This window comes from Cohnella sp. (assembly GCF_041640265.1).
In the GTDB taxonomy this organism is placed as follows: Bacteria; Bacillota; Bacilli; order Paenibacillales; family Paenibacillaceae; genus Cohnella.
In genome coordinates, this window is sequence record NZ_JBEQAP010000024.1 from 21,497 (window position 1) to 40,302 (window position 18,806).

Annotated in this window: 17 protein-coding genes; 2 read left to right on the top strand and 15 right to left on the bottom strand. The window is 47.9% G+C overall.

The features are described 5' to 3' along the window. Nucleotides 1-51 precede the first annotated feature (51 nt). From ACESLK_RS17270 to ACESLK_RS17335, 14 genes are all read right to left on the bottom strand, one after another. The gene (locus ACESLK_RS17270; RefSeq protein WP_373230997.1) at nt 52-759 is read right to left on the bottom strand and encodes a FadR/GntR family transcriptional regulator; all 708 of its coding nucleotides are present in this window, start codon (nt 757-759) and stop codon (nt 52-54) included. A 20-nt stretch (nt 760-779) separates the two neighbouring features. After that, entirely contained in the window at nt 780-1,505 is a 726-nt protein-coding gene (locus tag ACESLK_RS17275; protein WP_373230912.1) for a LutC/YkgG family protein, read from the bottom strand. Then, on the bottom strand, nt 1,498-3,024 hold the full coding sequence (locus ACESLK_RS17280) for a LutB/LldF family L-lactate oxidation iron-sulfur protein (protein WP_373230914.1): 1,527 nt from the start codon (nt 3,022-3,024) through the stop codon (nt 1,498-1,500). Before ACESLK_RS17280 ends, ACESLK_RS17275 begins: the two co-directional genes overlap by 8 nt. After that, complete coding sequence (locus ACESLK_RS17285; protein ID WP_373230916.1) at nt 3,021-3,749, bottom strand: (Fe-S)-binding protein; 729 nt, start codon at nt 3,747-3,749, stop codon at nt 3,021-3,023. Before ACESLK_RS17285 ends, ACESLK_RS17280 begins: the two co-directional genes overlap by 4 nt. A gap of 116 nt (nt 3,750-3,865) precedes the next feature. Next, entirely contained in the window at nt 3,866-4,627 is a 762-nt protein-coding gene (locus ACESLK_RS17290; protein ID WP_373230918.1) for a DeoR/GlpR family DNA-binding transcription regulator, read from the bottom strand. Nucleotides 4,628-4,653: 26 nt separating this feature from the next. Then, the gene (locus ACESLK_RS17295) at nt 4,654-6,129 is read right to left on the bottom strand and encodes a rhamnulokinase (protein ID WP_373230920.1); all 1,476 of its coding nucleotides are present in this window, start codon (nt 6,127-6,129) and stop codon (nt 4,654-4,656) included. Between the two features lie 22 nt (nt 6,130-6,151). Next, nucleotides 6,152-7,414: an L-rhamnose isomerase gene (gene rhaA / locus ACESLK_RS17300; protein WP_373230921.1), complete on the bottom strand. Its 1,263-nt coding sequence runs from the start codon at nt 7,412-7,414 to the stop codon at nt 6,152-6,154. A 47-nt stretch (nt 7,415-7,461) separates the two neighbouring features. Beyond that, complete coding sequence (locus ACESLK_RS17305; RefSeq protein WP_373230923.1) at nt 7,462-9,531, bottom strand: bifunctional aldolase/short-chain dehydrogenase; 2,070 nt, start codon at nt 9,529-9,531, stop codon at nt 7,462-7,464. 167 nt (nt 9,532-9,698) lie between these two features. Continuing rightward, entirely contained in the window at nt 9,699-10,658 is a 960-nt protein-coding gene (gene glpX, locus ACESLK_RS17310; RefSeq protein WP_373230925.1) for a class II fructose-bisphosphatase, read from the bottom strand. A 182-nt stretch (nt 10,659-10,840) separates the two neighbouring features. Beyond that, the gene (locus ACESLK_RS17315) at nt 10,841-11,995 is read right to left on the bottom strand and encodes a metallophosphoesterase (protein ID WP_373230927.1); all 1,155 of its coding nucleotides are present in this window, start codon (nt 11,993-11,995) and stop codon (nt 10,841-10,843) included. A gap of 104 nt (nt 11,996-12,099) precedes the next feature. Further along, nucleotides 12,100-12,666: an RNA polymerase sigma factor gene (locus ACESLK_RS17320; RefSeq protein ID WP_373230929.1), complete on the bottom strand. Its 567-nt coding sequence runs from the start codon at nt 12,664-12,666 to the stop codon at nt 12,100-12,102. Between the two features lie 47 nt (nt 12,667-12,713). Beyond that, nucleotides 12,714-13,889: an ABC transporter permease gene (locus ACESLK_RS17325; protein ID WP_373230931.1), complete on the bottom strand. Its 1,176-nt coding sequence runs from the start codon at nt 13,887-13,889 to the stop codon at nt 12,714-12,716. Beyond that, entirely contained in the window at nt 13,886-14,590 is a 705-nt protein-coding gene (locus ACESLK_RS17330) for an ABC transporter ATP-binding protein (RefSeq protein WP_373230932.1), read from the bottom strand. Before ACESLK_RS17330 ends, ACESLK_RS17325 begins: the two co-directional genes overlap by 4 nt. After that, the gene (locus tag ACESLK_RS17335; RefSeq protein WP_373230934.1) at nt 14,590-15,912 is read right to left on the bottom strand and encodes an efflux RND transporter periplasmic adaptor subunit; all 1,323 of its coding nucleotides are present in this window, start codon (nt 15,910-15,912) and stop codon (nt 14,590-14,592) included. The genes ACESLK_RS17330 and ACESLK_RS17335 overlap by 1 nt, the downstream gene beginning before the upstream one ends. A gap of 208 nt (nt 15,913-16,120) precedes the next feature. Between ACESLK_RS17335 and ACESLK_RS17340 the strand changes: the two genes are divergently transcribed. Next, nucleotides 16,121-16,807, top strand: a complete 687-nt coding sequence (locus ACESLK_RS17340; RefSeq protein WP_373230935.1) for a response regulator transcription factor — start codon at nt 16,121-16,123, stop codon at nt 16,805-16,807. 68 nt (nt 16,808-16,875) lie between these two features. Further along, the gene (locus ACESLK_RS17345) at nt 16,876-18,300 is read left to right on the top strand and encodes a sensor histidine kinase (protein WP_373230937.1); all 1,425 of its coding nucleotides are present in this window, start codon (nt 16,876-16,878) and stop codon (nt 18,298-18,300) included. Between the two features lie 33 nt (nt 18,301-18,333). On the opposite strand, the gene ACESLK_RS17350 is transcribed toward ACESLK_RS17345, so the two are convergent. Next, a complete protein-coding gene (locus tag ACESLK_RS17350) occupies nt 18,334-18,771 on the bottom strand; it encodes a GNAT family N-acetyltransferase (RefSeq protein ID WP_373230940.1) in 438 nt (145 codons plus the stop codon). Nucleotides 18,772-18,806: the final 35 nt, after the last annotated feature.

Here is an 18,806-nt window from a genome sequence, read left to right on the forward strand (position 1 = left end):
TCCTATATTTGTTCCCGTTCCCGTTCAAGTTCCCGTTCACGTTCCGTTCAATCAAATATACTTCATCAAGATGTTCTCCACGTGCTGAAGGTGCTTCCTCATCGTCTTTGCGGCAAGCTCTGCGTCTTGCTTAGAAACGGCTTCATAGATCGCCAGATGCTCTAAATAGAGACGTTCGGCAACCTTCTGATTGGAATAAAGCTCAACCCTGCGAACTTCTCGAATCGCCGTCTCTAGCTGATTCGCAATAGACTCGAATAATTTCAACATAATCGTATTATGAGCCGATTTGGCTAACAGGAGATGGAACAAGAGATCCGTTCGTTCCCCCTCCATGTCTTGGCCGATCGAATGCTTCATCTCTAAGATAATAGTCTTGAAATCAGCCAAGTCCTCATCCGTTCGCTTGACCGCAGCTGCAGCTGCATTGGACACCTCAAGCGCTTGCCTAGCTTCAAGTAATTCGAGCAACGTCTCTCTATTCATCCGCAGGTAATCCAGCTCGGGTATCGTGATCTCCGCCGGAGCATTACGAATCACCCGGCATACCCCGCCTTGTCGAATTTCAATGAGACCCATGGCCTTTAATGCGCTTAATGCTTCCCTGGTCGTGGATCGTCCTACGCCGAAACTCTCAGACATTTCCTTGGTCGATGGCAGCTTATCTCCAACCTTTAGCTTGCCATCCACGATCATCCTCTGCAGCTGATCTTTAATTTCCTCATAGTGATTACGCTTCGTTAACCGGGTCAATTCCATAGCCTGCTCTAGCCTCCGTTTCAACCTACGATTAAGGCGTAGACGACGCCGGGCCCATGGACGCCGATCGTCAGGTCATTCTCAATGTCTGCTGATCGGCTCGGACCGGAGATGAAATGAATGCCAGCAGGAAGGCTTTCTCGACCGCCTTCGTCGAAGTGAACCATAATCTCGCCAAGGCGAGTCTTCAATCTATCGATGGGAATAATCGCCATGAGAACAGTCGGAAGAAGGCTTACGGAACGACCTTTATTTTTGGAAGAGAGCACCGTTATGGATCCCGTATACGCTGCAGCATAATCCGCCAGGATGACTCCGATATCCGCTTCCGCGGCACGCGCTTTCCAGTATTGTGCGGGGTCTTCATTCCAAACAGATACGCGGGCGTTCGGAAGTGCGCCTTCCAAATCAAGCGAAGCAAGCTCAGGCTCGTTATAACGCAGAACATATCTAGCACTCAGCTCAGTCGCTTTATCTGCGATGAAACGCCGAGCCTCTTCCATATTCGCTAATCGCTGAACATGCCCTCCAACGCTTAGGAAATTCGCCGTGAAGCGTTTAATCCTCTCTCCTTCATCCCATTCATAATCATTCCAGAAATCCGGCGCTCCCCGATAGGGATGACGCGGAGGCTCCGTCACCATTGGACGTCTCAGCTTAGCGGATATTCCGTTAATGAACCGCGTCTGCTTCGAACGTGATTCTACTTCCATTTCAAACAACCAATTTTGATGTGAATCACCCATGACCGTGACCTCCTCCTTTCACCCGTTCCTTTACGACCTCTTCCATGCGAGACTTCATTGCCGGATCCATCTCCTGGAGACCATTCCGGATTTCGGCTTCCAGCGTCCCCCATTGTTCACGGAAGGATTTCTTAGGTAAGCTGGGCGTTACCCGAACGCTATTCCAGCCTTTGAGCGGTCCGACCTTCAGTCTGATTTCTCCCCCGCGGGCAACTAGCTTCTGTCCGAGCTTTCCAAGCTTGAGAGCAGCTTTGAATCTTCCTGATTTGGACATCACGGATGCAAAGCCCTTCATACCCATCGCTTCAATTTTATCCCCGTGACCTTGCTCAATTTTGCGTCTGCGCAAATAGATCAGCATCTCATGCAACGGGATTTTAACCGGGCACGCTTCGTAACAAGCCCCGCATAGACTCGAGGCATTCGCGATATCATCCCATTCGGCTACATTCTTATTGAGCGAAGGTGTCAGTACCGCACCGATCGGACCGCTGTAAGTTCCTCCATAAGCGTGCCCGCCAATATGACGGTAGACCGGACAAGCGTTCAGACATGCGCCGCAGCGAATACAGTTCAGCAGCTCTTGAAATTCGGGATCGCCTAGCTGCAACGAACGGCCGTTGTCCACGATAATAATGTGCATCTCATCGGGACCGTCCGCATCCTCGCTGCGGCGCGGTCCAGTAATACCCGACATGTATACCGTCAGCTTCTGACCCGTTGCCGAACGCGGAAGCAAAGTAGCCATGACCTCTAAATCCGCCCAGGATGGAATAATCCGCTCCATTCCCATTAGCGTAATCTGCGTTTTCGGAACCGTCGTTACCATTCGCGCATTACCCTCATTCTCGAACAGCACCATTGAGCCCGTCTCCGCGATCGCGAAATTACAGCCTGTCATCCCGATATCCGCCTCGAGAAACTTAGTGCGCAGCTTCCTGCGTACATAACCAGCTAGAATTTGAGTATCTGGAGCTAATGTTTCTCCAGCATCCTCGGACAGCAAATCCGCGATTTGATAACGATTCTTATGAATGGCGGGAATGATAATATGAGAGGGTGTTTCGCCCGCTAATTGAATGATATATTCGCCTAAATCCGTCTCGATCGGTTCAACGCCAATCGATTCCAGCGCATGGTTGAGGTGAAGCTCCTCCGTTACCATGGACTTGGACTTCACGACCGTCTTTGCTTTCTTGCGCTCAGCAATCGAGAGGGAAATATGAACGGCTTCCTCTGCCGTATCCGCAAAGTGAACATGAACTCCATTCGCACGAGCATTCTCTACGAACTGGTTCAAATAATAATCAAGATGCGCGATCGTATGCAAGCGAATCTGCTTACCCCTCTCCCGCCATTCTTCCCAATTCCCGTGCTCGTCCGTCGCTTTAATTTTACCTCCGCGCAGCCGCTCAGTCGTGAACTTAACGGCTTTACGAAGAAAATCGTTATTCAAAGCAATGTCCGCACGTTCTTTGACGGTTGCCCCTGAGGAATTTCCCGCTCCTGCTCCGCTCATGCCTTCTTCACTCCTTCATATAGAAGCTCTGCCAAATGCATGACTCGGACGGGTTCATTCCGGTAACGAAGATTACCCGCAATATTCATAAGGCAAGCCATATCCAAACCCACAAGCACCTCTGCCTCAGTTTCCTTCACATGATCGGATTTCTCGCTGACCATTGCCCCGGATATATCCGCCATCTTCACGGCAAATGTGCCGCCGAAACCACAGCAGTCCTCTGCGAATGGCAGCGGAACGAATTCTAACCCCTTAACTTTGCTAATAAGCGCCAAAGGTTCGTCCTTAACACCGAGCAGACGGCTTCCGTGGCAGGATGGATGGTAGGTTACCTTATGGGGGAATGTTGCCCCAACGTCCGTCACGCCTAACACCTGGAAGAGGAACTGTGAAAATTCATAGGATTTGCTCTGAAGCTTAACTGCCTTCTCGTACATCAATTCATCATTCTCGAATAGTTTCGGATAATGATGGATCATCCCCGTACAGGAACCGGACGGAGAGATAACAAAGTCGCAATCCTCGAACGCTTCGACAATCGTCTTAGCTGTAGTCCGCGCTTCCTTCCAATAACCGCTATTAAAAGCCGGTTGCCCGCAGCAGGTCTGAACGGCAGGAAACTCCACCTTAACGCCATATTGCGCTAACAAACGGACCATAGCCTCTCCGACTCTCGGATAGATCGCATCACTCAGACAGGTGATGAATAAGGAAACTTTCATGCTGCACCCCTTTTTCAGCTTCTCACCATATAATATCAGGTTATCAGACAAGTTGAAACAAAAGAAACGGCTGCATCATCCCTCGGATTTCAACAGTCGTTCTCTTGTTCCGCTTTTTATACGGTAATCACCGTAATACCCCGACCTATCAAACGATCTAGGGTTTCCTTGGCGATCCTGCGATCGGTAATAATGATATCCACCTGATCTAAATCAGCAACGTGCGTGAAGGCTTGAACACCGAATTTGCTTGAATCTGCAAGCAGGATCACTTCGTCCGCTATACCGATCATTCGTTCCTTAATCCTCCCCTGCAATTCATTAGACTCGCTGATTCCCCGATCCAGATGAACGCCCTTGCAGGACAAAAAAACTTTATCGACATGGTAAGCATCCAAGGATCGTTCGGCCAAAGGTCCAACGAACGAGAGTGATCTCTGGGCGAGAATGCCGCCTGTCGAGATCACTTCGATCTTCTCCTTGCTGCTCAGCTCCATTGAAACCTTAATTGAATTCGTAAGCACGGTCAAAGGCAGATCGGGCACGCTCGCTGCCATATACCAAGCAGTTGAGCTAGCATCCAGAAGAATTCGTTCCTTGGGTCCAATTCGCTTAATGGCTTCCAGAGCAATTCGTTTCTTCTCTTCTGCGTGCATGATTTCCCGTTCTGCATAAGGAGTCTCCGGGTGCTGCATATCCTTGACGCTAATAGCGCCGCCATGGGAGCGACGCAAGCGTCCCGAGTGCTCCAGTCGATCCAAATCTCGCCGAATTGTCTCCTCCGTCACCTGGCAGAGCTCGCTTAGCTCGGAAACGCGAATACTCCCTCTCTCATTGACAAGGTTTACGATTTTCTCATAACGTTCCGGAACCAGCATGACTTACCTCTTTTCAAAAACCGTATTTATTCCGTAATCCCCGTTATCGCACAGAATTGATCGAAAGCATCATTCCATGCTCCCCGATCTTCCGGTTCATAAGCGGTAATCGGGAAAGAATCACGAATAGCTCTGCGCGCTTCCCAAATATCTGCAAACTCTCCTTGAGCGATCCACTGAACAATTAGATTCCCAATAGCGCTTCCCTCGGATGGCCCTGCCCAAACCGGCTTGCCAATCGCGTTAGCGGACCACTGACAGAGTAAAGTGTTCTGAATCCCTCCACCTACCATATGAAGTCCGCCGAATTGTTGCCCAGATAACCGCTGCGTCAATTCAAACACAAACCGATATTTCAAAGCTAGGCTCTCCAGTATGCAACGCACGATTTCTCCAGTGTTCTCCGGAGCCTTCTGCCCTGTATTCCTGAAATACTCCCCAATGCGATCAGGCATATCGCCTGGATGAAGAAACAACGTATCGTCCGGGTCGATGAAGGCTGCGAAAGGCTGCGCTGATGCGGCCATCTGTACCAATTCGGGGAACGAGTGTGATATTCCTGCTCTCTCCCACTCTCTTCGGCATTCCTGCAAAATCCACAAACCCATGATATTCTTGAGCAGACGGTAAGTGCCATAGGCTCCGCCTTCGTTAGTGAAGTTTAATTTATGCGCCAAGTCGTTGATGACGGGCTTGCTAACCTCAGTTCCCATTAGGGACCAGGTTCCACAGCTAAGATAGGCGAAGGACTTCTCTGCAGCCGGAACCGCAGCGACCGCAGAGCCGGTGTCATGCTCCGCTACCGCAAAGACGGGAATCGATGGAATGCCAAGCTCCTCACAGACGGAAGCTTGCAGCATTCCCGCTTTAGTTCCCGGCTGGAGAACATCTCCGAACCACGACTTAGGCAGATCGAGTAAACGCAGCAGCTCGGAGTCCCACTTCTCTGAGGCAGGATTGAAAAGTTGCGTTGTTGTCGCGTTCGAGAATTCGTTGTGCATTTGCCCAGTTAAGAAATAACGCAGAATATCAGGTATCATCAGAAACCGACTATCGTCCTTGAGTAAGGGTGAATTCGCCTGTTTAAGCGCAAATAGCTGGTATATCGTATTGAAGGGAAGAAATTGAATTCCCGTGCGCTCGAAGATTACAGCTGCCGGAATTTGCTTAAGCACGCTTTCCATGACACCCTCTGTATGACGATCCCGATAATGATAGGGATTTCCGATTAGCTCCCCGTTCTTGCCGATAAAACCAAAATCTACGGCCCAGGAATCAATCGCCATACTTTGCAGGGTAATGCCATTATGCTTTGCCTTTAGCAGTCCTTGTTTGATCTCGTGAAACAGCCGTAAAATGTCCCAATGTAAACGGTCTCCCACCTGCACCGGGTCATTGGAGAAACGATGAAGCTCCTCCACCTCGATCTTGCCATCCTTGAGTCGCCCGAGCAGCGCTCTTCCGCTGCTAGCGCCAAGATCATACGCCAGAATGCTAGACAATCTGCATCACCCTTATATTTTGTTAGACGCCGCGCTTAAGGAGAACTTCCTTCTCGTATGTCTTCACTTCCGCTAGCCATTCCTCGCGAACGGGAACTCCTTGCTTCGCGCAATAATAATCCCATATCGCACCGAACGGATAAGATTTGAATTCCTCCGTCAGAGCTAGACGAGTGGTATAGTCTCCCTCTAATTCCGCTTGCTTCAAAGCTTCAACCGGATCCAGCATCGCTCTTAGCAAAGCTTTGATAGTATTGCGAGTTCCAATTACCCACGCCGCTACGCGATTGATGCTTGCATCGAAAAAGTCTAAGCCAATATGTGATTTGTCAAGCAGATCCCCGCGAACAAGCTCCCGGCCTATATCGATTAATTCATCGTCGAGCGTGACGACATGGTCGCTATCCCATCTCATCGGACGGCTTACGTGAAGCAGGATGCCATCAGTGAACAGGGAAAGAGCTGATAATTTGTTAGATATCACTTCAGTTGGGTGGAAATGGCCTGCATCCAAGCAGATCAGCTTCTTGTTCTGAATACCATAACCCATATAGAATTCGTGGGAGCCGACTACATATGCTTCCGAGCCCAAGCCGAACAGCTTGCTCTCTACCGCATCTAAGTTATGAGCGGGGTTAAGCTCCTCCTCGAACACCTGATCAAGTGCATCCTTCAAGCGTTGTCGCGGTGCCATCCGATCAGCCGGCACATCCTTGAAGCCATCGGGTACCCAAACGTTCGTCACGCAAGTCTGTCCCAGCTGCTCTCCGAAATAAGCACCAATTTTCCTTGAAGCTTTGCAGTGATCGATCCAGAACTTACGAATATCGGGATCTGGATGGCTCAGCGTAAAACCATCCTTCGATTTCTCGTGGGAAAAGCAAGTGGGATTAAAATCGAGACCCAGACCATTAACCTTGGACCAATCCACCCATTTCTGGAAATGCTTCGGTTCGATTTGATCTAGCTCTACCTTCTCCTCGGTATCCGCATAGATCGCATGAAGGTTTACTTTATGCTTACCGGGAATTAAGGAGAATGCTTTCTCTAGGTCAGCACGCAGTTCTGCAGGCGTGCGTGCAGCTCCAGGGTAATTGCCCGTTACCGATATCCCTCCGGTAAGATCCTGATCTTGACTCAGGAACCCCCGTACATCGTCACCTTGCCAGCAATGCATGGAAATCTTAATATTCTCCAGTCGGCTAAGCACTTGCCCAACATCTATTCCATGCCGAGCGTATAGCTCCTTGGCTTCCTCGAAGCTCTGTTGAACCTTCTGTTGCATGCCTTTTCCTCCCCAGTAATCTATTTAATCGGCTATATTCGTTTCAATTAACGCGTGAATGCTGCTGGAACTCCGCCATCGATCGTCAGCATGCAGCCAGTTGTTTTGTCTGACTTGGAAGAAGCGAAGAAAGCAATGCCCTCAGCGATATCCCGCGGATAAATATTAACGAGCAACGTCGTGCGTTTACGATAATACTCTTCCAATTGGTCCGGCTCGATGCCGTAAGCTGCCGCGCGTTCATTCCTCCAGCTGCCGTTCCAGATCGCCGATCCTTGCAGAATCGCGTCAGGAAGAATGGTATTCACGCGAATGCCGAACTCTCCGCCCTCGGCTGCGATACAACGTGCAAGATGCGCTTCCAGCGCTTTTGCGGAGCTATAAGCCGATGCATTCTTCCCGGCGTATACGGAATTCTTGGAGCCGATGAATACCATATTACCGCCGATCGCTTGCCCCTTCATAAGCTTGAACGCCTCACGGGCAACCAGGAAGTATCCTGTGCCTAGAACATTCATGTTTAGGTTCCATTCTTTAAGAGAAGTCTCGTCAAAGGGACTGGAAGTCGCAAGCCCTGCATTATTAACGATAATATCGACGCCGCCGTAAGTTACGGCAGTTTCGGCGTAAGCCGCTTGTACAGCCTCTTCGCTTGTTACATCCATTTTAACTGCAAGCGCGCGATTTGCACCATGCTTGGCATTGATCTCGGCGGCAACCTTCTGTGCACCCTCCAAGTTAAGATCGGCCAAGACAACATGAGCGCCTTCAGATACGAGTCGACGTGCGGTTTCGCTTCCGATTCCGCCAGCGCCTCCTGTGATGAAAGCAACCTTGCGGGAAAACTCAGCTTCAGCTGGAGCAAGTGACAGCTTATAAAGCTCAAGCGGCCAATATTCTACATTATAGGATTCGTTCTCGCTAAGTGATACGAATTGTCCAAGCGCAGTCGCGCCTCTCATAACAGCTATTGCACGGTGATATAACGCGCCGCTTACTTCCGACATTGCCCAGCTTTTACCCGTATTGATCATACCGACTCCAGGGATAAGAATGACGCGCGGGGCAGCTTCGAACATCACATCTCCCTCGTTCTTGTTGCGCACGAAGTAAGCTTTGTACATTTCTTTGTACGCGGCGACGCCTTCCTTCAGCTTCGCCTTCAAGCCCTCAACATCATCGACATTCGGAGTCCAGTCTATGAACAACGGAACAACCTTCGTGTGCACAAGGTGATCCGGGCAAGCAGCGCCCACTTGGGACAACGTTGCGGAATCTTGGCCGCCGACGAACTGAAGCACATCTGGCGCATCGTCGAAGGAAAGAATCATTTTTTTCGCATCGCTTACAGCTCCGCGGATCGTCGGCATCACTTGGGCGGCGATACTTCTGCGAGCATCAGCTTCAAGTGCGGCATGCTTCACGCCACCGAATACCTTCGCTTCATTGATGCGCGCTTCAATGAAAGCTTCGGCCTCCGTGATGATCTTGATCGTTTGCGCATAACAAGCTTCGGAAGTATCTCCCCATGTTACAAGACCGTGTTTCTCCATAAGTACAAGCTCAGCCTTAGGGTTCGAGCGAACACCTTCAGCGATCATCTTGGAAAGGTTAAAGCCCGGACGGATATAAGGAACCCACACGAAACGGTCTCTGAAAATCTCGCGTGCAAGCTCCCTGCCGTTATCTGCGCAACAAAGGCTGATAATGGAATCCGGGTGCGTATGATCAACATGATTAAAGGGTAGGAATGCGTGAAGAAGAGTTTCAATAGATGCGCGCGGATGCTTGGAATCAATCATGCAATTGGCCAGGTAAGCGACCATATCCTCATCGGACATTTCAGGCTTCTCGAATAAAGGGCGGATATCATCCATGCGCAGCCCCGTAAAGTTGCCGGGCTTCATGGAAGCTAAGTCGGAGCCGCTTCCCTTAACATACATGACCTCTGTATCACGACCGCGAAAATCTTGAACAACTGTTTTTGTGGATGTATTGCCGCCCCCGAAGTTGCATACGCGGCGATCGGCGCCAATAATATTCGAACGATAAACCAGTTGATCCAATCCACTTTGCTGCTCAGATGCTTTTGATGCTTCCCACAAGCTTTGTACCATTGTAATACCTCCGATTAAAATGTTTATTTATGTTTGTTTAAACTCTATCATATTTGTTTATCTTTGAATACAACAAATACAAAAATAAACAAAGATTATATGGCACAAAAAAACGCATCTATACCGTTGTATAGGATGCGCCTCTTTTCACTATAAAACCGATAAAATCATAAGAATGGCTTATTTGGCAAATAATGAAGTGATCTAATAAAGCGGATCGTTCGCGTTTTGGCGCGCATGACAATGGAATGAGTTTCCGCGCGATCATCCGGCAAATAACGAACGCCGCCAAGAAACTCGCCTGGTGTAACGCCAGTCGCTGCAAAAATAACGTCCTCTGTTCCAATCATATCTTCCATATAGAGGACCTTATAAGGATCCTCGATGCCCATTTCTAAGCACCTCGCATACTCTTTCGCATCCGAAGGTATCAATCTTCCTTGTATTTCTCCACCTAGACATCTAAGCGCGGCCGCAGCGAGCACGCCTTCAGGCGCTCCTCCAGAGCCTACATACAGATCTATGCCTGCCTCTGGAAAAGCTGGCGCCATTGCTCCTGCTACATCACCGTCTGACAGAAACTTAATTCGTACCCCTACATCCCTTAACGTCTTAATGATGGATTCATGCCTGACGCGATCCAAAATCATGACCGTAAGCTCGGAAACATTCTTGTTTAATGCTTCAGCCGCTTTGTGCAGAGTCGTTTCCATCGCATCCGTAATTTTCAGCTTCCCAACAAGCTGAGGTCCGACTGCTAACTTCTCCATATACATATCTGGAGCATGCAGTAAATTACCTTTGTTTGCAACTGCGATAACAGACATGGCATTGTTGAGTCCTTTGGCGACGATTTCCGTTCCTTCCAATGGATCTACGGCAACATCTACTTCAGGACCAGTGAGACTCCCAACTTTCTCACCAATATACAGCATGGGAGCTTCGTCCATTTCTCCTTCGCCGATAACAACCGTACCTCTAATCGTAACCGAATCGAACATCGCTCTCATAGCTGAGGTTGCAGCACCATCCGCATTAATCTTATCTCCCCGACCCATCCATGGCGCTGATGCCAATGCTGCTAATTCCGTAACGCGTACGATCTCCAACGCTAGCTCTCTCTCCATATGTATTCCTCCAATTTGTCTCATCTCTAATATAATGTATAACATATATATATTTATGTTACAATATAAATTCACTTAATCTCAAATTTATGTCGCATTATATAGATATTAATTGTACACAAAAAAAGTCTTGTCCCATCACCATTTAGGTAATGTAACAAGACTTTCTGCTTTTTATCCCTTTAGGAACTGAAGTTAATTTCAAGCCGGATGATTTCCGAACGACTTCCGATCCGGATAGCCGGGCCCCAGGTGCCAAAGCCCGAGGAAACAATCACATGCATGGCTTCTTTTCTTAAATAACCCCAATCGAGCTCGAACAAACGCTTCGTGAACAAGTGATTTGGTATAAATTGCCCGCGGTGAGTATGTCCGCATAGAAGGACATCAGCCCCTGCTTCTGCTGCTTTATCGAATTTTGTCGGCTGGTGATCCATCAGAATAATCGGTTTTGTCGCGTCCAGAGAACCAATGAGCTCCTTTACCTCCAACCTGCCTGTTGAGTCCGGTGATTCCGCGGTTTTATCCTTGCGACCGGCAACATACAAGCCACCCGCGATTTCCACCGTTTCGTCTAGAAGGACCTGAATACCAACTTTATTCATTTCTTCAATATATTGTTCAGCGTGCCCCCCGTAATACTCATGATTTCCCAACACAGCATATATACCATGCTTGGATTGAAGCTCACCCAGAGCTTTGCTCATGTTATTCCGAAGGAAGGGTTCTATAGAATCGTCAATAACGTCTCCCGGCAACAGAATGAGATCTGGCTTCATTGCATTAACGCGCGTAACCAGCCGCTTGAGATGTTTATTACCGACAACATTGCCTAAGTGGAAATCGGACGCGACAGCAATGACCCATTTCTTATCAACGCCTGCGATACTCTTATTCACTTCCACCTCGTATTTGCGTATGACAGGACTCCATGCATTCCAAGAGCCGAGACTGAGCATGAATGCAATTATGGCAAGTACAGCACTGCCTGCATAGATCAAATATAATTCCATGTTGCCTTCAATCCAAAAAACAAAAAGTCCGGCAATATCTACGAGCAAGAAGAGGAAAAATCCAATTTCAAAAACAAATACATAATAGGAGCCTAATACCTTTAGGAATCTTCCTATTGGTTTAAATATTTTAGGAAACGGTATACGCCCCCCGATATAACCATACACTATGATTCCGAATATCACCCAGAAAAGCATAGGCTCATATTTAATCCCTACAGCATCAAACCAACTCGTAATATGCCACCCAATGTATAAGTTAATGCTCGAGAAAACGGTAAGAAGCAAGATTATCAGCATTACGATCCGCGGATTAAATTTCATTTCTCTAGTAGCTCTCCCCATTATATTAATATGCAAAAAATCATAATAATTATAGCACATAAATATATACCCCGACTCTATTGATCCGGGGTTGGGGGCATCCATTAACCTTCGAACAATATCCCTTGCGGACGGTCCTGCATGACCGCTCTTGACCAGCGTTCTATATCTAAATGAATAATCTTGCGATCATTCGATAGCTTAATACGATTCCGTAATAAATCTCGCGTGCGGAAAAGAACGGATTTGACTGCTGCGATAGAACACCCCATATCCTCCGCGATTTCTTCCATGGAGTAACCGAAGTATCGGGAAAGCAGCCACATATCGATATTCCGTCGCGGGAATCGTTCGGCTAACCACTCCATTGAGCTTCGAACTTCTATATAATCATTGTCCGTGTAATATAATTTTGCGGGGGCCGTTTGCGCAGCGCGCCTTCTTTGAAGTTTACGACAATCGTCTATCCACAAATTCCGGGCAACCCGCAGCAAAAATGGCTTAACATCTAAATGAGGCTCGGTATGAAGGAAAAACACGAGTGATTTCAATAAGGTTTCCTGTAACAAATCCTCTCCATCCCACTTTGACTTCGTTAAGTAAAAACAATATTTACGCAAATCATCCAGGTGGGGCGTAAGTAATGCTTCATATGTCGGGATGACAACCATAAGGTTATCCTCCTTTCTAACTTAAGTAATTTGATTCTCGCAGTGCCTTACTCAAAGCGTAATGCTTCAATTGGTTTTAGCTTAGCCGCTTTGTTCGCAGGGAACATCCCAAATACGATACCAATGGCCACGGAGAAAAAGAATGCAATCATGATGATGTTTAACGAGAAAACAATGTCCATATCAAACGCCGAGGACGCACCTCGAGCCGCACCTATTCCAATTCCTATTCCCAGCAGGCCTCCCAATCCGCTCAGCACCATGGATTCAATGAGGAACTGAATAAGAATATCCCTCTTTTTTGCCCCGATGGCTTTACGAATGCCGATTTCACGAGTTCTTTCCGTTACGGACACAAGCATGATATTCATAATGCCGATACCGCCTACCAACAATGAAATACCTGCTATTCCCGACAAAGCAAGCGTTAAGGTGTCCGACACCGAAGTTAAGGTGGATAACGCGTCACTCTGATTAAACACGCGATAGCTGTTCGCATTTCCTCGGAAGTGACCGCTGAGCACCTTTTCCAAGCCTGTTACTACGGAATTGATTTGCTCCGTCGTTTCCGCTTGTACGTAAATCGTACGGGCACCTTTAGATTTGAACAGCCGCTCATATGATGTGAGTGGAATCATGACCACTTCATCATTCGAGCCCGTTGTCGAGCTTCCTTTCTCTGCCAGCACTCCCACGACCTTATAGCGCGTTCCTTGGATGAGGATATATTCACCGATCGGACTTGAGAACCCGAACAATTCCGTTGCGGTGCTTGAACCGATGATCGCTACCTTCTGGTAAACATCCAAGTCAATCTGGGCGAGGAATCTCCCAGATGCGACCTCATATGCCCGGACCGAAGCATAATCTGCATTCGTACCGACAACACTTACATCTACGCTAGTCTGACCGTATTTAACTGATGTGCTCTGATTGCTTGCAGGTGCAAAGTATTTAATTCCCTCAACCGTATCTGCAATCGCAACGGCTTCCTCACCGCTGATCGTACTCGTTGAGCCCCGGCCAATAATATTGACCGTCAGTAAATTTGTCCCCAAGCTCTCAACTTGCTCTGTAACGGATTTCGTCGCACCTTGTCCCAATGCTACTAACGCTATGACAGCAGTTACTCCGATAATAATGCCAAGCATCGTCAGAAGTGAACGGAGCTTGTTAGACAGAATGCTCTTAATCGCCATCTTAAACCCTTGCATGATATTCATTCTGTCCTCCTCCCTCCCTCCTCGTTCAATTTCCCATCCATTATGGTTACGACACGCTTGGCTTGCCGGGAAACGATGGGATCATGCGTAATCAGCACAATCGTGTGCCCGAGTTCGTTTAACTCCTTAATAAAGCCCATTACCTCCTTACCGGTTTTGGTGTCTAGTGCGCCTGTCGGTTCATCGGCGAGCAGGATCGGCGGGTTTCCGGCTAATGCTCTAGCAATTGCCACCCGCTGCTGCTGCCCGCCGGATAGCTCGACGGGTCGATGATAAATCCTCGCTTCCAAGCCAACCTTAGTTAACGCAGCAATAGCCTGCTCCTTACGCTCCTTGGCAGGAACTCCCCGATAAATAAGCGGAAGCTCCACATTCTCAATTGCAGTCAGACGCGAGAGGAGATTAAAGCCTTGGAATATAAAGCCGATTTTCTGATTGCGAATTTCTGCAAGCTTGTTCTCCTTCAGCCCGCTAACTTCTTCACCATCTAACCAATATTCGCCGGATGTTGGCGAATCCAAACAACCAATCACATTCATTAGTGTAGATTTCCCAGAACCGGAGGGACCGACAATCGCCATGAAATCACCTTTGTTTACGGTTAAAGTCACTTCTTCTAACGCCTTCAGCATCTCTCCGCCCATCCGATACTCTTTACTTAGCTTATCTATCTGAATTAATGGCTTAGCTATTGTCGTCATCAGCGAGTATCTCCTCCCGCTGCTGCTCCTCCTCCGATCGTTTGACGGCCAGCACCGCCAGTCCCTCCTGCGAATCCTCCCCCGCCAGGGATAACTCCACCGGTAATACCTGCTCCGCCTAAGCCGGGAAATCCGGACTGGTTGTTCGAGCTGCTTGAGCTCACCACTGTAGGCAGTACCACAGCATCCCCCTCAGCTAATCCAGAGAGAATTTCGATGTTGTCTTCATTGTTGATACCTACCTCAACAGCTGCGCGTGTCGTGCTGCTAGTGTTAGTATTTGTGCCGCCTGCTGCTGTTCCCGTACCTCCGGTACCTCTATTCGCCATGAACTCCTCACGCAACGCGGCTCTTTCCTCATCCGTCATGTTCTGCATTCCTTCAGGTAAAACTCCTCCTTGTCCAGATTGGACCGTACTCGGCACCATAACGAAATAATTTCCTTGGAACGACTGTACCGCTTCAACGGGTACATATAAAGCATCCGTTTTCTTATCCGTCATAATGCTCGCTTCAGCAGACATCCCAACCTTAAGATCGGTCGTCTCAAGAAGGTTAATCGTTACATCGAATGACGCAACGCCATTACTTGTTGTACCTTCATCCGCTATGGCAACAACTTTGCCGACAAAAGCTTCATTAGGCAACGCTTCTACCAGAATCTCTGCGTCCTGCTCCAGCTTAACCTTCGATATATCCAGCTCATCAATGCCTACAACCATCTGAAGCTGCGCAAAGTTAACGACCTCGCCTAGCTCGCCGTTAGGGCTAATAGAATCCCCGGCTTGTACTTCAAACGTTGCAAGAACTCCGTCAATTGGCGCGACAATGGGATCGATGCTTTTGTCGGTTTGCAACGATGAGATTTCCTTCTCCGCCATCTCGATATCAAGCTGCTGCTTCTGAATACTTAGCACAAGCTCTTGCCGTGCTTCGTCATCCTCAGCAGATTTATACTTCGCTTGCAGATCTGTCAGCTCAAGCTTCTTCTTCTTGATATCAATATTCTTACTGCCGATTTGATCTGAAATATCATCTTCCTCATATGAAACGAGTATGTCACCCTTCTTCACGCTGTCGCCCTGCTTATAGTTCACTTTAGCAGCTGTTCCTGCCGTATTAGCCTTCAGAGTTGCACGCGCAGAGGGCTGAATGCTCCCTGTTCCACTAATTTTCACTTCAATCGTGCCTTTGCGAACTTGCGTAGTTATGTAGCTTGCAGCCAATTGCGTGTCCTCTTTATTGTAATACCGGTAACCGCCCCAAGATCCTGCAGCAAGCACAATGACCAGGATCACTGTCCAAACGATTTTTCTTTTCATTTTGGAATCTTCACCTTTCATATCGTATTGGGCACATTATCCTTGGTAAACCTTAGCTGAGCATGAACGTCAGCTGAAAGTTTTCTGAACAAAGCTTTCAGCATTCCTTCAGCTTCTTCTCAGGCGGCGTTAAGCTTGCTCCCTCATAATAGAAAAAAAAGCCCATTTTAAGGACTTGGCGTAATTTGATATAGCTGGAGGCTTCCTCATGGCACAACAAGGCAAAGGCATTAAAGTAATGGTCGTAGACGACGAACCGAATATCGTTCAGTTCCTTGAGCTCGGATTGATGAATGAGGGTTTCGAGGTTAGAACCGCGCAGGATGGTCCGGAAGCTATTGAACTCACGGAAGCCTTTAATCCTCATCTTATCATTCTCGATGTCATGATGCCGGGGATGAATGGATTCGAAGTCTGCCGAACAATTAAGGAACGGAAGCCGGTTGCCGTTATTATGCTTACAGCCAAAGAAGAAACAGAAGCCCGCATTAAAGGACTTACTCTCGGAGCGGATGATTATATGTCCAAGCCCTTTAGCTTCGAAGAGCTTCTAGCGAGAATTCAAGCGAGAATTCGCAATCAATTCCCTTATTTGCTTCAGGAAGTATCTATTGGTCCCTTTACAATCGATGCCATACGTAAGGTAATCCGTTATCACAATCGGATTTTGGATTTATCGCCTACGGAATATGAGCTGCTCAAGCATCTCGTTATCCATCAAGGACATGTACGGAGTAAAGGCATTATTCTCGAGCAAGTTTGGGGGTATGATTTCGGCGGGGAAGAAAATATAGTGGAGGTCTATATCCGTTCTCTGCGAGACAAAATACAAGATCGTGAGCATCGCGTCATTCGAACAATCCGCGGCGCTGGCTATCGGTTGGATTTGATATGAGCCAATTGAAGATATTTACCTCCTTTATCCGAAATCTTATGTTCCCACGTTCGCTCCGCTATCAGTTATTGTCGCGAATCTTATTAATCTTAGCAGCGTTGCTGCTTATCATTGGCTTATTTCAATATGTATTCATGGAGCGTTTTCTTTACCAGAACAAAGCGGAAGGCATTCAGAGGCAAATCCAATCCGTCCCGGGAGAGATATGGGAAAGAGTGAACCCCAATATGCGTAGAGGACTCGTGAATTCTTTCATTTTCTTCCCCTCCTCATCTGTTGCGTACATTAACAAAGAGGGTCAGCTCATAGCTTTGTCCTCAGCTGCTTCACCGCCTGGTTCAGAATCACTAGTTGAATCAGTACCTCGATTGCACGAGGAAGCTTACATAGAAGCACTGAAGAAGCCTCGCAGAAAACAGGCAGCTCACATCATTTATAACGATCCAGTGAATGGAGAACAGCTTGTCGTCTTACAGGCGGTAAAATCATTCAATGGCACCCCAGGTGTTGTTCAAGTGAGTACGAGCACGAAGCCCTTGAAAGGCGAACTCTACCGGCAGCTGACTTTGTTCCTTGGACTTGCGTTCGCTGCTTTGATTGGAGGTTTATTAACCTTCCTGCCTGCTATACGTAAAACGCTGATCCCCTTATCCCGAATGGTAGCAACTGTTGAACAGATTGATTCAGGCAAGCTAAATGAAAGGCTTTCCGAGAAGGAGCAATTATTGGAGATAAATCGGCTCGCTCATTCCTTTAATCGAATGCTAGAGCGTCTCGAAACTTCCTTCCATGCTGAGCTAGAAGCCAAAGAGCAAATGCGTCGATTTGTGGCGGACGCGTCCCATGAGCTTCGCACCCCCCTTACTTCCATTCATGGATTTCTGGAGGTTTTGTTAAGGGGGGCAGCGACTGATCCAGAACAATTAGATAAAGCCCTGAAGAGCATGTACGGTGAATCAGAGCGGATTAACAAGCTGGTTTATGACTTGCTCCAGCTAGCAAAGCTCGATCGTGCACCCGAAGTTCATTGGGCAGAATGTGATTTGGCCGCAATTGTTAAGGAGATGGAGCCGCAGCTCCTCGTTCTTGCGCAGGATAGAGAGGTATCGATGGAGCTTAGTTCGGGGATCCCGCAGAGGCTTGATCTGGATAAAATGAAGCAGGTGCTGTTGAACTTATTCCAGAATGCCGTAAAGCATACCCACCCTCTGCAGGGCAAAATTCATATTGCAGTGAGAAATATAAATACAGGAGTGGAGCTTACTCTTAAGGATAATGGGACGGGGATTGCTTCCGAGCATCTCCCCCATCTATTCGACCGATTCTACCGCATCGAATCCTCCCGTGCCCGAAAATATGGCGGAGCTGGCCTCGGGTTGTCCATTTCCCGTTCCCTTGTGGAACTGCATGGAGGGACGCTAACCGCTCAAAGTGAACTTGGTAAAGGAAGTACGTTCCGTGTGTTTATTCCGACGCAGCTTTTTGATCGCTGAGACCAGACCAGTTTCCATACAAACGCGGAAATTCTACAACATTTTACGCATACGAACATGCGGGATGTTGGCATCTAAGAAAGGCTCGTCTGATTCTGTGTTGTATCCTAACTTACTGTAAAAGTGTTCTGCGGTACATTGTGCGTCAAGCAACGAAGCTTTGTAACCCTGACTTCGAGCGTCTTTTTCCATTCCCTCTAACAGGAATTTCCCTGCTCCTAGTCCGCGGAATGGTTTAAGCACGGCTATCCGCTGCATTTTAGCTATTTCCGGCTCGTATTCTTTCCAGCGGCCCGTTGCGATCGCTTTATCGTCCTTTAAGAGGATAAAGTGGTTGCAAGCTATTGGAGAGTCGTCATATTCGTCCATCTCTAGCTCTCTTGGAACACCCTGTTCTTCAACAAACACTTTAAGACGAATGTCAAAGGCTTGGTTCAACTGTTCATAGGATTCAACTTTTACGCATTTCATGAGGTTTGCCTCTTTTTTTTAAAAAATTTGATTGT